The sequence below is a fragment of the Agarivorans sp. DSG3-1 genome (assembly GCF_046774965.1).
Lineage (GTDB): Bacteria > Pseudomonadota > Gammaproteobacteria > Enterobacterales > Celerinatantimonadaceae > Agarivorans.
On sequence record NZ_CP177241.1, the window covers coordinates 3,541,751 to 3,555,695 of the forward strand.

At 42.6% G+C, this 13,945-nt stretch carries 17 protein-coding genes; 10 read left to right on the forward strand and 7 right to left on the reverse strand.

All coding sequences use genetic code 11. The annotated features are described in order from the left end of the window. The 9 genes from ACLD71_RS16425 to ACLD71_RS16465 all read left to right on the forward strand — a co-directional run bounded on the left by ACLD71_RS16425 (position 1) and on the right by ACLD71_RS16465 (position 5,596). On the forward strand, positions 1-750 hold the full coding sequence (locus ACLD71_RS16425; RefSeq protein WP_411991375.1) for a hypothetical protein: 750 nt from the start codon (positions 1-3) through the stop codon (positions 748-750). Then, a complete protein-coding gene (locus ACLD71_RS16430) occupies positions 747-1,670 on the forward strand; it encodes a hypothetical protein (protein ID WP_411991376.1) in 924 nt (307 codons plus the stop codon). The genes ACLD71_RS16425 and ACLD71_RS16430 overlap by 4 nt, the downstream gene beginning before the upstream one ends. A gap of 2 nt (positions 1,671-1,672) precedes the next feature. Next, positions 1,673-2,815: a hypothetical protein gene (locus ACLD71_RS16435; RefSeq protein ID WP_411991377.1), complete on the forward strand. Its 1,143-nt coding sequence runs from the start codon at positions 1,673-1,675 to the stop codon at positions 2,813-2,815. 2 nt (positions 2,816-2,817) lie between these two features. Further along, positions 2,818-3,264: a structural protein P5 gene (locus ACLD71_RS16440; protein WP_411991378.1), complete on the forward strand. Its 447-nt coding sequence runs from the start codon at positions 2,818-2,820 to the stop codon at positions 3,262-3,264. Between the two features lie 74 nt (positions 3,265-3,338). After that, positions 3,339-3,509 carry a hypothetical protein gene (locus ACLD71_RS16445; protein ID WP_411991379.1) on the forward strand — a complete coding sequence of 57 codons (171 nt, stop codon included), beginning with the start codon at positions 3,339-3,341 and terminating at the stop codon, positions 3,507-3,509. Positions 3,510-3,516: 7 nt separating this feature from the next. Further along, a complete protein-coding gene (locus tag ACLD71_RS16450; protein ID WP_411991380.1) occupies positions 3,517-3,657 on the forward strand; it encodes a hypothetical protein in 141 nt (46 codons plus the stop codon). A gap of 3 nt (positions 3,658-3,660) precedes the next feature. Beyond that, positions 3,661-3,810, forward strand: a complete 150-nt coding sequence (locus ACLD71_RS16455; RefSeq protein WP_154675872.1) for a hypothetical protein — start codon at positions 3,661-3,663, stop codon at positions 3,808-3,810. A gap of 5 nt (positions 3,811-3,815) precedes the next feature. Beyond that, positions 3,816-3,998, forward strand: a complete 183-nt coding sequence (locus ACLD71_RS16460) for a hypothetical protein (protein WP_411991381.1) — start codon at positions 3,816-3,818, stop codon at positions 3,996-3,998. 146 nt (positions 3,999-4,144) lie between these two features. After that, positions 4,145-5,596 carry a hypothetical protein gene (locus ACLD71_RS16465; protein ID WP_411991382.1) on the forward strand — a complete coding sequence of 484 codons (1,452 nt, stop codon included), beginning with the start codon at positions 4,145-4,147 and terminating at the stop codon, positions 5,594-5,596. Positions 5,597-5,692: 96 nt separating this feature from the next. On the opposite strand, the gene ACLD71_RS16470 is transcribed toward ACLD71_RS16465, so the two are convergent. The 4 genes from ACLD71_RS16470 to ACLD71_RS16485 form a co-directional block, all read right to left on the reverse strand. Further along, a complete protein-coding gene (locus ACLD71_RS16470) occupies positions 5,693-6,178 on the reverse strand; it encodes a hypothetical protein (RefSeq protein ID WP_411991383.1) in 486 nt (161 codons plus the stop codon). 257 nt (positions 6,179-6,435) lie between these two features. Further along, a complete protein-coding gene (locus ACLD71_RS16475; protein WP_411991384.1) occupies positions 6,436-6,942 on the reverse strand; it encodes a hypothetical protein in 507 nt (168 codons plus the stop codon). 808 nt (positions 6,943-7,750) lie between these two features. Beyond that, entirely contained in the window at positions 7,751-8,503 is a 753-nt protein-coding gene (locus ACLD71_RS16480; RefSeq protein WP_411991385.1) for a PEP-CTERM sorting domain-containing protein, read from the reverse strand. 549 nt (positions 8,504-9,052) lie between these two features. Next, a complete protein-coding gene (locus tag ACLD71_RS16485) occupies positions 9,053-10,300 on the reverse strand; it encodes a PIN-like domain-containing protein (protein WP_411991386.1) in 1,248 nt (415 codons plus the stop codon). A 102-nt stretch (positions 10,301-10,402) separates the two neighbouring features. On the opposite strand from ACLD71_RS16485, the gene ACLD71_RS16490 reads away from it, so the two are divergent. Then, a complete protein-coding gene (locus ACLD71_RS16490) occupies positions 10,403-10,918 on the forward strand; it encodes a hypothetical protein (RefSeq protein WP_411991387.1) in 516 nt (171 codons plus the stop codon). Between the two features lie 133 nt (positions 10,919-11,051). On the opposite strand, the gene ACLD71_RS16495 is transcribed toward ACLD71_RS16490, so the two are convergent. From ACLD71_RS16495 to ACLD71_RS16505, 3 genes are all read right to left on the reverse strand, one after another. Next, positions 11,052-12,230, reverse strand: coding sequence for an alpha-D-ribose 1-methylphosphonate 5-triphosphate diphosphatase (locus tag ACLD71_RS16495; RefSeq protein WP_411991388.1), 1,179 nt, complete (start codon positions 12,228-12,230; stop codon positions 11,052-11,054). Between the two features lie 75 nt (positions 12,231-12,305). After that, positions 12,306-13,154 carry a phosphonate ABC transporter, permease protein PhnE gene (gene phnE / locus ACLD71_RS16500; RefSeq protein WP_411991389.1) on the reverse strand — a complete coding sequence of 283 codons (849 nt, stop codon included), beginning with the start codon at positions 13,152-13,154 and terminating at the stop codon, positions 12,306-12,308. Further along, the gene (locus ACLD71_RS16505) at positions 13,147-13,944 is read right to left on the reverse strand and encodes a phosphonate ABC transporter ATP-binding protein (RefSeq protein WP_411991390.1); all 798 of its coding nucleotides are present in this window, start codon (positions 13,942-13,944) and stop codon (positions 13,147-13,149) included. Before ACLD71_RS16505 ends, phnE begins: the two co-directional genes overlap by 8 nt. Position 13,945 lies beyond the last annotated feature (1 nt).

A 13,945-nucleotide genomic window follows, 5' to 3' on the forward strand; every position in this document is an offset into this window, starting at 1 on the left:
ATGGGCGGCGGTAGTTCCAAAAGTTCAAACAGTTCTAGCCAATCCACCGAAACCACAAACCTCGCGGTCAGTGGTGATAATAACGGCGTAATGCTTAATGGTGATGGGAATACCGTCACTATGACCGACCACGGCGCAATTGATAGAAGTTTAGACACCGTTGAATACGTGATGGACGAAAGCCTGAACTTTGCCGGTGATGTGGTTAACGATAGCTTAGATACAGCTAATAACGCTGTTGATGAAATGGGCAACGTTACCGTTGAAGCGCTCGACTTTGGCAAAGAATCACTGGGCGTGGTTGAAAGCATTGCAGCCGATTCGCTACAAAATAGCCGCGTGGCTATGGATAGCGTACTAGATGCGCAAGAAAACGCCCTTGGCTTTGGTGAGTCGGCCTTAGATTTTGGCGAGCAAGCACTAATCGAGGCCAGCGACACCCAAGAATTAGCACTGGTTAACGCCTTTGGCTTTGGTAATGACGCATTAAATGTGGTGACCGATAGCCAAGAGCAAAGTTTAAAACAGCTTGGTCAAAACCAAGATGATGCCATGCAGTTTATGGCGGCAGTTCAAGGCAGTCATGCGGCCAGTACCAGCGAGCAATTAAGCGCAATCACTAAGCTTGCGACCTCGGCACAAACCGGCGGCGCATCTGAATTTCTTTCTAGCTCAAAAACCTTGTTATTAGCCTTTGCCGCCTTTGTCTTAATCGGCATGGGTTTATTGGTGTGGAGCGTTAAACGATGATTATTCAACAAACCTTAAACAAAGGTGAAATTGCACAACAATCTGGTGACGGCAAATTCATTTACCTACGTGAAGCCAATGCGCCGGTTGAATTGCTGATTAATAACCGTATTCGCCAAACACTGCGACTACGCGAAACTATGGAAATGCCCCAAGGGCAAACCGTAACCAGTGTTCGCGTTGAATCCCTTGGCACTGAGCCAAACCCAATTGTATTGGAATCTAGCGAAGCGTTAATCCATCAAGCCAATGACGGCCAATTGATGGAAGTGACCAACTTCCCCGCGTTCCCGCAAGTGCAGAACGTAGCCCAACATGGTGATTGGTCGATGAAAATTGACCAGATGCCAAGCGTAGCGATTAATAACTTTCCATCTATACAAAGTGTGGCTCAGTCGGGCGCATGGGAAGTGGCCGTCATCAATCTGCCTAACGTGCAAAAGGTGTCGCAAAGCGGAGCTTGGACAATGGAAGTGAGCAACTTTCCAAGCGTTCAAAACGTTGCGCCAAGCGGAGAGTGGCCGGTCACCATCAGTCAACTGTTAAATGTATCAGTTGACAACTTTCCAAGTGTGTACGCCAGTTCGCAAAGCGGCGCGTGGTCAGTAGAAGTCACCGCCTTACCTAGCGTCACCATTGATAACTTTCCTGCACTGCAGCAAGTAGAAATCACCAATTTACCGGCGGCCAACGATTCATTAAGTACCGGCGTAGTTGAGGTTACTGCAGGGGCAGGGAGCATTACCGCCAATGCTGGCCGAGATGTGATTAAGCTAAAAGCGGCCACCACAAACACCGCAGCAATTTTACTGGGCGATTGGCCTTTAGAGGCTGGCGAAACGCTCGAACTTGAAACGGTGGCAGCGATTAATTTCACTGGAACCGATCTCGACAAACTTTATTTTATTGAGGTGGCCTAGCCATGATTAACTTACCGGCGGGCGACCCGCGCAACAAAATTGAATACTTAGCTTCGCTGATTGGCAAGCTAGGCAATACACCTATCAACTTACTGTGTAATGTGATGTTTCGCTTTATGCAGCGTGAACCTGATGCGCGCGCCATGATTTTTCCGGCCGTCGGTAATTCAGGCCACAACTTGATTGCGACATTAAGCCCAATGCCAATATCAATGACCACCTTTGACCGTTGGGAATTTTACGTGACCAGCCCGTCACAGTCGGCCATGGTTCGCCAGCTCCCCGACAACGTGGCACAAATTAAGCTGCTGACTGATGAGTTTGACTCGGTAAAAGTCTGGCAGTTTTGCCAAACCTTGCCCTTTGAAGCAGCGGTGGTTAATCAGCCTATGAGTTTAGCCATTGATGTGCGAAACATTGCGAATAGCGGCGGCGCTTATCGTTTGTATGTCGAAACCTTTGATAAAACGCGCAAGGCGTATCGCGCGTTTGAGCGTGAAGTGTTGCCAAGCGCCAACTGGAAAACTGAGCTTGCTCAATTTCAATTAAGCGACCCTAAAGACTCTACTAAACCGTATCGCGGCATGTTGCGTTACGGCATTGAAATGTTGCACGTAAACAACGGCCAACACGCCGGTGATGAATTGGATATTCGCCACCCGTTTATGTGTGTAGGTGATGTTGAAACACTGCCGCTTTATAACGCCGTGAGTGACTTTGCCAATATCTCAGCGGTCACGCGCTCAGTATTTGGCGCACGTATTAGTGGCGTGATTGGTGTTGGCGGTGAGATTAAAACACAAACCATTGATTCAGGCTTACTCGATGCACTTGGCCTAACTACGTCTAACTACTTTCGCAGTGCACACCCAAATCTAGTGATTGAGTTCCAAGACATTACTGGCAATGACATTAATTTGAGCATTCGCGGTAATGAAGCAACAGTGGTTGCGGCCGGTGGCAGCGTTAAAAAAGTCGATGGTACTGACATTACCAAAATCACTGTAGAGACAATGCGCAACGGTATTGGGTTTGAACTTACCGCGCCAGCACTGGCGGCGAAAGCCGGTCAAGCCGTACTAATCGAAGTGGATTATCACATTGATACCGAATTTAAATCAGCAGGATTCACGCTGGAGAATTAACCATGCGTTTAGCACTGGTCACAGGAGTATTACTGATGGTTGCAGCAATCGGCTACACCCAATTACCGCGCGGGGTTCGCAACAATAACCCGCTCAACATTCGCAAAGGTAATGATTGGCAAGGCGAAGCGATTAGCTTTGACGGCGCGTTTGAGAGTTTTATTAATCCTATTTACGGATTTCGAGCGGCAGCGGTCATTGTTAAAGGGGCTTACCGCAATCGCGGTATTACCACACTTTCTGAGGTCGTTACCGTTTGGGCGCCTGAAAGTGATAACAACCCAACCACGCATTACATTGACTTTGTGGCCGAGAAAACCGGCTTAAATGCCAATTCAACGGTTACCGATGAAGTGCTAGCGCCGGTGCTTCACGCCATGAGTATTTTTGAGCTTGGCGGTGATTACTTTGGCATGGCTATGGCGCAACAAGGAGTCAACTTAGCATGATTTTACAACTGATATTAACGGTCTTTGGCGGCTTGCTAACGGCCTTGGCAATCAAATTTATAGGACTGTAAGCAATGAATAAACGATTACAACAATGGTCAACATTACGCGGTTTAGCAGTAATGGCCGCAGCAGTTTTTGGCCTTAATCCCGAACTTATCCAAGCCGGTACCCAAGCCATGGATACATTACCCGCCGTGGTTGTGGCTGGTGTTGGCCTGTATGACGTAGTGCGCAAAGGCTAGGGCGCTTATGTTAGGCACAACTAACGAAATTGCATTCGCACAAGATGCCCCGCTTAAGGTGCAGATTGATGTAGGGCAGCAACTGATTATTTTAACCATCGTGATTGCCACTGCATTAATCGTGCTTGGCAAAGTGATTAAGGGCTAGGGCATGTTTCAGACACTTGGCGAGATTGGTTTTGCGCCGGTTGAAGTCCTAATGGCCGCTTCACTTATCTTAAACTGGCGTTTGTTATCCCGCATGGATAAGCGCCTGAACAAACTTGAATGGCAGCAAGAGCTAGCCACTAAAAAGGACTAATTGTTATGGCGAGTAAAAAAGAAGCCACTTATCAAAGCGGCGCAAAGAAAGGCAAGCTTAAGCCAGGATATAAATACGCTAAAGGTGGCGGCATTGTAAAGGCGAAAGCTAAGGCCAAAACCACTGAGAAGAAGCGCAGCACCAAGCGGAAAGCCAGCCGCAAAAAAGCGTTTAAGTTGTTCAAATAAAAAAAGCCCGCTTTGGCGGGCTTTTTCAAATCTATGTTCAATTCTCACTTTTAACTATGGTAGCTCATGTTTGATTGCTCTTAAGTAGCTTCCGTTATATTGTTGATACAAATAATAACTAATAATTTAGAACTGAGTATTTGTATATGGGCGAGCAAAAGTGGTTGGATTTACATGAGACTATTGTTAGTTATCTGCATAAACTAAAAGCCTTACATGAGGTTTTGCCTTACCAAATGACCATGGCTGAGGTGGTCGCATATAAATCGGCAAAAAATCATAAAAATTTCTTAGAAAAACGAGGTGAAAAGATTGAAGAGAATGATGAAACGGCCTCATACAAGTTAAATTTTACGGATGTAAAAAAATCTTCTAGGCTTGGTCTTCGAAGCGACAGAGCAAAAACTGTCCTAAGTCTTTTACCTAAAAAATTCCATGTGTCTTATGTATCTGAATATGACGCCTATTTAGGTATGTTGTTAACTTCATTGTTAACTTTTAAGCCCGAAATTATAGATTCAAAAGATAAGAACATATCTCTATCTGACTTGGTTGCTTTAGGTAGCATAGAAGCAGCTAGGGAAAAAATCATCGCTAAAGAAGTTGAAACCGTCTTAAGGTCTAGCCACGCAGATCAGTTTGTCTGGATGGAAAACAACTTTGCTTTGACATTAACTACAGGTTTAAAGTCATGGCCAGCATTTATCGAACTAACTGAGAGAAGAAACCTTTTTGTACATTGTGATGGAGTGGTTTCTGAGCAATATCTAAGTAAGTGTGGAAAGCATAGTGTAACTATTAGTGACGATTTAACTGTCGGCACTAAACTTAAAGCTGATCAAGACTACCTAAACCAATCATACGAAACATTGTATGAAATAGGCCTTAAACTTTCTCAAGTACTTTGGAGAAAAATAGACCCCAAAAATATAAAGAAAGCTGACAAAAGTTTATCAGATATAACATACGAACTTCTTATTGAAGAAAACTACTTATTAGCAATAAACCTTTTGGATTTCGCTTGCTGCACATTAAAAAAATGGTCATCTGAAGGTGACCGACTAGTTTATGTTATAAATCGGTCATTAGCATATAAGTTCTCTGACAACGACAAAAAATGCCAATCTATATTGGCAGCAGAAGACTGGAGCGCATGCGGTGATAACTACAACTTATGCGTTGCTGTGCTTCAAGGTAAAGACGCAAGGGCTAGGGAGTTAATGCTACGAATTGGTGACTCAGGCCCTGTAACTGAAGTGGATTACGCTGAGTGGCCATGTTTTAAAGAGTTTAGAACTAAGGAAATATTTGTATCAACATACACTGAAATATTTGGCGAACCACCATCAACTATTGAACAAATCGATAAAGAAAAATCGAGTACCAAGTTAGACGATGATTTAGAAAAAACAAAGCAAAGTGATACCGATAAAACCAAGCGCGAAGATGAACTCGAAGATAAACTCGAAGATGAACTCGAAGATGAACTCGAAGATGAACTCGAAGATGAACTCGAAGATGAACTCGAGGACCTTAGTATTGGTGAAAATGATTTGGATGAGTTTTTCAGATTTCGTAAATCTGAAAAATCAAAATAAAATGGAATGCAATTGCCGATAATACCATTTATCGGCATATGCTAATTTGCCTCTAAATGTCTCATCATTCTTACATGAGAATAATGAGACACAACCTTACTTAACTAGTTTCAATACAGTGCCGTTCACAACGTCTTGTTGTTCGCGTGCTGCATCCAGTGATTCTTGTTCACGCTTAAAGGCTTCTTTATAAATTGAAATCAATTGAACGTCATGCGGCAGGAACGGTTCGTTAAATCCGTTTATTGATAAACCCCAGCTTGTTTGGTTTCGTACCTTACCAACTTGAATCAATTGTACACCTGACCATTGCGGCGTTGTAGGTAACCAGCCGCGCGCCTGAACCAGCATTAAACGCAAAGCCATTGTTGGCCAAGTACCATTTTTGAGCCAGCGATAAACCGTCGCTAAATCTACATCAAAATAAACAGCCGCGTCTTTGGGGTTGTCAAAGCACTTATCAAACAGATAGCGACCAACGGTTTTAATGTCGTCGCTATGGGAGCAACTGACCAGTTCGCGCCAAATATTAAACCGATGTGCTGGGCGGTAATGGTATGTTGATGGTTTCCGTGTCTTCATATTGTTGTTAGTCCATTTATTAGTGTGAACTTAATCACATTTATTAGAACTTACGGTAAATAGAGACTTTTAGCCGTTTTAGCACCTGTTAGGAGTGACAGTTGCAAAACAATCAAACTCTCCGATACATAAGGCGCATAATGTATATTATGTTAAATGCAATATATAACTGATTGTGTAGCTTATTTAAAATCGCCTCCCCAATATGAGATTCTAGCAACACTGGCAACTAGCCTTAAGGCTCGATACTGTCGTAATTATTTTTTGAATGGTCTTATTGTCGTAACAAAAATTAAAGTAACTGAAAAACACATGGAAAGAATAACAATAAAGCTAATTGGAGCTAGGTAAATTTTCTTTACTTCCTCTTCGTTCAAATACTTTTCACTTCGTAAAATCACGTTTGTTATAAACATACCGTTGGTATCGAAGATTCCTGGAATAAACTCTACGCAAGCATTAGCTCCAACATTAGCTTTAAAATTTGATAGATGACGATTAATAACAGAGTTAATCTTAAATTCATGCCTCACTTTATTAACCGACAAAATCAAGTGCCAAGATGAACTTCCTCTAGCGATACTTTGTTTCTCTCGGTCATGATAATAATCCTTTAGAATTCCACAAACAGTTTCTCTTTGTTGCAAGCTTTCTTCTGTTCGAAATAAACCGCTTGTGGAAGGCCCCATCAAGGTCACTAGTAGAATGAACCCGAAATAAAATGCTGTTCTTTTAAATCCCTTAGGTGGGAACCCAAAATGCATTAGACGAATCCCCTATAGCCTAAACCACTTAGTAGAAGGCAAAGCGGCCTAGTTTTCAGCGAATTTGACACTTTTAACTCTCCACAAAATGCAAAAGATACAAAAATCTTTTAGTAGAAATAAAACTAGTAACAAGGGTATATCTCTGCTGACCTCCCAATCATAAGCCATGGAGGATAGGTTCAAATATAGGGAGTTCGCTAAATAAACGCAGCCAATAGTTTGAAAAACAGCAGGTTGGAAAATATGTTTGCTATAACCGATACAGAGCAAAGAAAGTGCTGTAAAAAACTCAATAGGAAACGCTAATGAATCAATAATCGGAAGAGGTGAAGTATTGAATAATTGCTCTCCACAAGCATCGACAAAGTAATCGTTAACGACCTGACTTATCAATATAAGCCAAAAAAACACCTTAGCGGCGGATATCATGAGACCTCTAACTAACTGTTTCAAATGATAATTTTGATGATAACATTGTTTATTAACTACGGGTATATAGTATTTTGACCATTTTGGTTTTATCGACGGAGGATTTTTCACGGACTGCTCTACACGCTTAACGGCCAATGCTTAAAGCCTGAACAACTGCATGCAATTTGCACTGCATTTGATTTGCAACAATATGAGCGAATTCAACTTTGGTTGAATGGTCTGTAGTAGCTCAGACTTGAACTCTCAGTAACCTTCTGCTTAACGCATTACTGGTTACCAAGTAGTCTTTGAGTTTGCATGAAAATAGCCGCCCAGACAGAGCGGCTATCTTTGAACTTGCTCAGTAAAAATAGCTAACCCAGTTTACGTTTGTTCATACAGTTTTCGGTGTAGACATTACGCGCCTTACCAGCAAACCGAATAAACTCACCATCAATAAACCTAGCGAGCCAGGTTCTGGCACTTCAACTATTGTTGGTTGTCTTACAAGTAATGAACCTAGCATAGAGCTAGAGTTAGATTTCCCTCGAACTCGATTATCATTATTTAAGCCAGCATCTACTCCAGAGCGGCTATCAAAATATCCTAAGGGTGTCCTGGCCTGCATATAACCTTTATATCCTGTGTGGATATTTTTTGTGGCTAGGGATCTATAAAAGCCGTCGGCGGAGGCAGCTTCTCCTATGCAGCTAAGTCGCAGTTCATCAGAACATTCCTTATCTTTGCCAAAAAAAAATTGTGACACGTCATAGTTGTCCCAGGTGCTGTTATTTAGCTTGAGGTCTACGCGGTTTAAGCCGAAGCTAGTATCCATGCCAAGGCCACCAAAGTAATTGATAAACCAACTCGCTCCAATAAAGTTGTCATTAGAAAAACCTAAATAAACGCCGCCCCATAACGAGTTAAGCAAGGTGGCAGTTTCGCTACGTGTGGCATAACGCCAATCATCGGCTTCAACGTATAGTCGAGAGTAACTTTGCGAGTAAGTAAGCGGCATCCATTCTAAACCTTGTAGAGCCACTTCTTTGCCATTCTCCAAGGTGTAATCCCCACTAATAAACGTGGCGTTAGCGGTAAACGAGCTAACAATTACCACGAATGCAGACAGTGTTTTAGTAGCTTTCATGTTAATCCCTTTTAATAAGGTAACTTGCTGAAATATCCAAATTGACAGAATTGTCATTTTTATGCTGAATGCAAGTCATTAGCCAGTATTTAAGGCCTTGAAAGCGCATTGATTTAAAACTGTAATAAAACAATTTGTAAGTAAAACCGACAGTATGAAACGTATTTAAGCGCCCTTCTCTATCGACATTTCGTTCCAAAGGGTAGGAATAGAATAAGCGAAAATATTGATACAACTGCAGAGAGAAATTGGCAGGAATATGAAGTATTAGGTTTTAGTGAGGGAAGATTCTAGATTTTTACAGACAGCTCTACACACCAAATGGCCAATATTTAAAGCCTGAACAACTACAAGCGATATACACTGCTTTTGATTTGCCACTATATGAACGCATTTAGCTTTGGTTAAATAATCGCAGAGCGGCAAAAGTCCCCGAATGGGTTGTCGAGGAGTAATCTAACTCTAAAGTTGTTTCATTTAAGTAGTTAAACTCTACTCATGCCGGTAAATGGTATTATTGGCACTAACAAACACCAGAAAAGCTTCCAATTAACTTTGTTTATGTTGCTCTTGTAGAATGTCGGTATATTTACTCCTAATAATATTTAATTGTGTATTAGCCATTTCTTGCTTAAAGGTCGCGTTTTGCACTTTTGCTGCCGCTTTTATTAAAATACCATTGGTTGCACTAATTTTATCGTTCAAATCTTTAACCTCATCTTCGTTTTCTCGAAGAATGGCTATTTTAAGAAGAGTATTTTGTTGTTCTAATGTGGCTAAACAGTCATCACACTCCTTTTGGTATAAATTCAACTCGTCAATGATTGATGACAATTCAATTAACAGTTTTTTACCGTCCTCTGCGAGAATATCTTTCTGAGTATCCAAATATTGTAGTTGTGCCACACTTAGCATTGGATCTGCGAGGCGCCTGGCCTCCCTAATCTCTTCTACTATTTCGTCACTCACATTCTCTCCAAGGTTTACCCTAGCAAGCTCTAGGAATCTGTCCGCTTTATACATATGGAAAGACTTATTTGTTTTGTCTCTAAACTCTTTTACCAGCTCGGGGCGCGGACCTAGGGTTTTCCCATTAACCTTTTCCCACCAATCTTCTTTTTTGTCATCGGTAACAAGTACAATACTTTGGTTCTCTGTGATTGCCTTGTCAATTACCTGTTTCCAAACAATCAAATCGCCATACTTTTTGCATTTTTCAACAAATATATTGCTATAACCACCTTTTCCGCCATCTTTAAATCCGGGTGGGATTTTTTCCTTATACCTGCTTTCCCCTTCTACAATAAGGTTCTTTAACTCGTCGTTATCGTAAGGTTGACCAACTCTACTTTCAAACATAGCAGCGATAGCATCTTGAATTTCATCGTCATTAATTCGCTTAGTGTGGGTCAGCTTGTTCGAATCTAGCTCGGCTAGTAGCTTATCAAAAGCGCCGTTAGCATTGTCCATTACATCTCTGCTAACGAATGGATGTTGCCGAGAGTTTTTTAGAGTTTGCTTCAAATTATCAATGGAATTTTTAGTTTCATCATAAGACTTCTCTTGTTGAGAAATAACTACTAGTCGATTGTTTAGGTACTCTTCTGCGGCTCTATGTGGAAGCCAAATTCTTTCTTTCATTTTGTCTAGAATTCGAATGAATTCACTACGAGTTGAGTCAGAATAACGATAGAGATTTAGTAAAATATTTGCGTCAAACACAAACAGCGACTCATCCCACGCCTTTTTGAGTTCTTTTTCGCTATCCTTAAAATGGCCTGGAAACAAATCTTTCATGTCATCACCTTGTTTTTACTATTCTGACGCCTGAGTGTAATGTTATCAATTAACTATTAATTTATCAGTAACCTAGCACTCAAATATTAAGGAACGCTCTAAATGACAACAGCAATAGAGATAGTTGATACAGCCGTAAAGATCGGGCTCGGCTCTGTTATCACTGGTATTTCAGGTTATTTTCATTTGAAGGCTAAGAATCGTCACGAAATAACTTCATCAAATTTAGCCAAAGATAAAGAGATACTTAAAGAAACTATTTTGAAAATAGAGCATACAACAGAGCTCATCACACTATTTCTATACTCAGCCGCATCTAATGAAAACATTAAAGATATAGAAAAAAGCAAAGTGAAACTTGCAGAGGCAATAGTTGCTTCTGGTAGTGCATCAGCCTTATCTAATATGCTGGGTTTGACCGAATTGTCTTCAAGAGACCACACTCTGGATCTTACGATGATTGAGTTTTACGAACTTGTAGTGGTGAAAGGAAATGAAATGAGCATTGCTGAGGCTGATAACAGTTTTAACGCTCTACTAAAAAAAATTAATTCCCAAGGGGAAGAGTTGAGGCCTTATATAACCTCAGCCTATCGTAAGCTGAGCAACAAAAAATGAACTTAAGCGAAAGCCCGCTAATGCGGGCTTTTTTATTTCAACAACTTAAACGCTTTCTTGCGGCTGGTTTTCCGCTTGGCACTACGCTTTTTCGTAGTGGTTTTAGACTTGGCTTTTGCCTTACCACCACCTTTCAAATATTTGTAATCTGGCTTAAGTTTGCCTTTGTAAACACTTGTTGCCCCTTTACCCAAGTCGATAAGATAGATAAGGGTGAGCCGTCCAATTCGCTAAGTAGTATGAAGTCGGCATCATAACCCATCTCAATCTTACCTTTGCTAGCGCCTAATCCTGCTGCTTTAGCGGGGTTTTCACTAACAAATTTCCAGGCATCAAATAGCGACAAGTTATTGGTGTTTACTGCGGTAAACGGAGCGCTGAACAAACTTGGGTAGTGATAGTCGCTACACAATATATCTACCACGCCATGGTCCATGGCTTCTTTTACACTTATCGCGCCTACGTGGGAGCCGCCTCTTACCAAATTGGGCGAACCCATTAATACTGCAGCGCCGCCTTTTTGGCATTCGCGGGCTGCGGCTTCCGACATGGGAAATTCGGCAATAGATACACCTAGTGAAATAGAACGCGCCACTTCTTCTAGGGTTTCATCGTCGTGAGAGGCTAAAGAGATTCCCTGTTGTGCTGCAATTTCGGCTAAGTCTGCGGCTTGTTGCTCTCCCAACTCGCGGTGCTGCTGTAGATTGTGAAGAAACTGATTAATGCCTTCTACCGACATTGAAACACGCCTGCGCATTCCGGCTAAGTAACGTTGTATTTTTCGTTCGTTATTTAGCGGTGGTAGGTGATCGTTTAGCGACAGTAAATGTATTCTTCCACTCAGGATCCAATCCACTAACTCTTCGTGCTTTTCAACATTCACTTTTTCATGGCGAATATGTATACGTGCTTGGCAACTAAAACGAGGCATAAGTTTTTCTAAGGCTAATAACAACTCGCGAACGGTATCGCGGCTGCGTGGCCCTGGCTCAAAACCATCGGTAATGCTGTAGTAAAAAGTAGTAATGCCACTGGCTACTAAACTCGCGTCGTTCGCCGCTAAAGCTAGCTCTAAAGGAAAATGGGTGCCTGCGCGCGGTGCGATATGTCGCTCAAAAGCATCGCCATGCAAATCGATTATTCCGGGTAAAATGTATTGGCCTTGCACATCAATATACCGGGCATTTGGGTGTTGAATCCCCTCACCTACTTCTGCAATTTTACCGTTTTCGATCAGTAAACTGGTGGGTTGGCTCCAACCTTGTTCACTGAGTATTTTAATGTTTTCTATAATTACTGTTTGCTTATTCATTGCTGTTTCAATCTCATATATCCGTATCAAGCTCACTGGCGATTTACCTAAGCAAGCCTAGTTTTTTAAAGGTGGTTATTTACTTTGGCGTAACAGACGGTTGCGGGTAGAAGATGAAAACTGCTCTACGGCAAACACCAGTATGAAAATCATCAGTACAATCATGGCAGCTTGGTCGTAACGGAACATTTCCATAGATACCGCTAACTCTGCGCCAATACCGCCTGCGCCCACTAAACCAAGAACCACCGAAGAACGTACCGCTTTTTCTAGAGAAAATAGACTGATGTTAATAAAGCTTGGCATTGCACCGGGCATTAATACCACCGCTATTCTGTCCATGGGGCTTGCGCCAATAGAGGCCAGCGCTTCTGATGGGCCAGGGTCTACTTCTTCCATTGATTCGGCAAAAAAGCGCGCACAAAAACCAATGGTATCGACGATGATGGTTAAGGTTCCTGCAAACGGCCCTAAACCCACCGAGGCAACAAAAAATAGCGCCCATGCTAAGTCGGGTACGGTTCTAAAAAAACTCACTACCGAGCGAGTAATGTGGCGAACCACCGGATGCGGCGAGGTATTGCGCGCAGCCAATATGGCAATGGGAATGCTTAATGCAATCCCGATAACAGTACCCACTAGCGCCATTTGAAAAGTAACCAGTATGGCGTTCGCCATGGGCCAAACCCGATCGGTGGCCGGCGGTACCATTTCACCAGCAATAGTGGCCATGTTGGGAAAGCCAGCTAACAACTCAGACAGTGACAGCCCAGCGTTGGCAGTAGACCACAAGAAAAACAGCAAGAATAAGGCAACTAATACCTGACTTAATATACTCGGTCGCTCAAAGCGAAGCGGCGCGCCGAAGTTAGTTCTTGTTTCATCGTTGCTTCTTGTAAATCCCTTATTGCTTAACTTACCCATAAAAGGCTCGCAAACTTTGCAGACTTTGAGTATTGGTTGCGCTGTCTAAAGACAGTTTTCGCGCTTGCAAACCTAATACGCGGTCGGCGTATTTCAGTGCATGTTCAATATTGTGTGAGACAAAAAACAGGGTTAGCCCCTTGTCTTTCACTAGTCGCTCAAACAACTCCATAATTTCTTGCCCGGACTGCGGATCGAGACTGGCGGTTGGCTCATCGGCAAACAAAATCGTCGGCTGCTGCATTAAGGCGCGCGCTACCGCAACCCGTTGCGATTGCCCTCCTGAAAGTTGGTCGCACCGTTTTCCGGCAAGGTGAGCCAAACCCACTTGCTCAAGACAATCCATGGCGCGGTCTCGAACCTCTTGCTTGGCTAAGCTGTGTAGCCAGTTTCTTGGCCCTTGACTATAGGCCAAGTTGCCGTGAATAACATTGGTTAAGGCCGATAATCGCGGCACTAAGCAGTGTTTTTGAAATACAAAACCCACTTTGTTTCTGACTTTGCTAAGGTGTCGCCCAGACTTTTTATCAATGGTTTCGCCATCAAGCACAATTGAACCGCTATCTGGTTCAATCAGCCTTAAACAGCAGCGAAGCAAAGTACTTTTGCCTGCGCCATTTGAGCCAATCAGTGCCACAGATTGAGAGGCACTTATTGAAAAGCTCACATCAGAAAAAATGGGTGTGTTGCTATTATCGAAGCTTTTTGAAAGCCCACTCACTTGGAGTAGGCTTGACGCGGCCGACACGCCAGCACTTGCTAACGAACTCGGCTCAGCATAATTACTCATA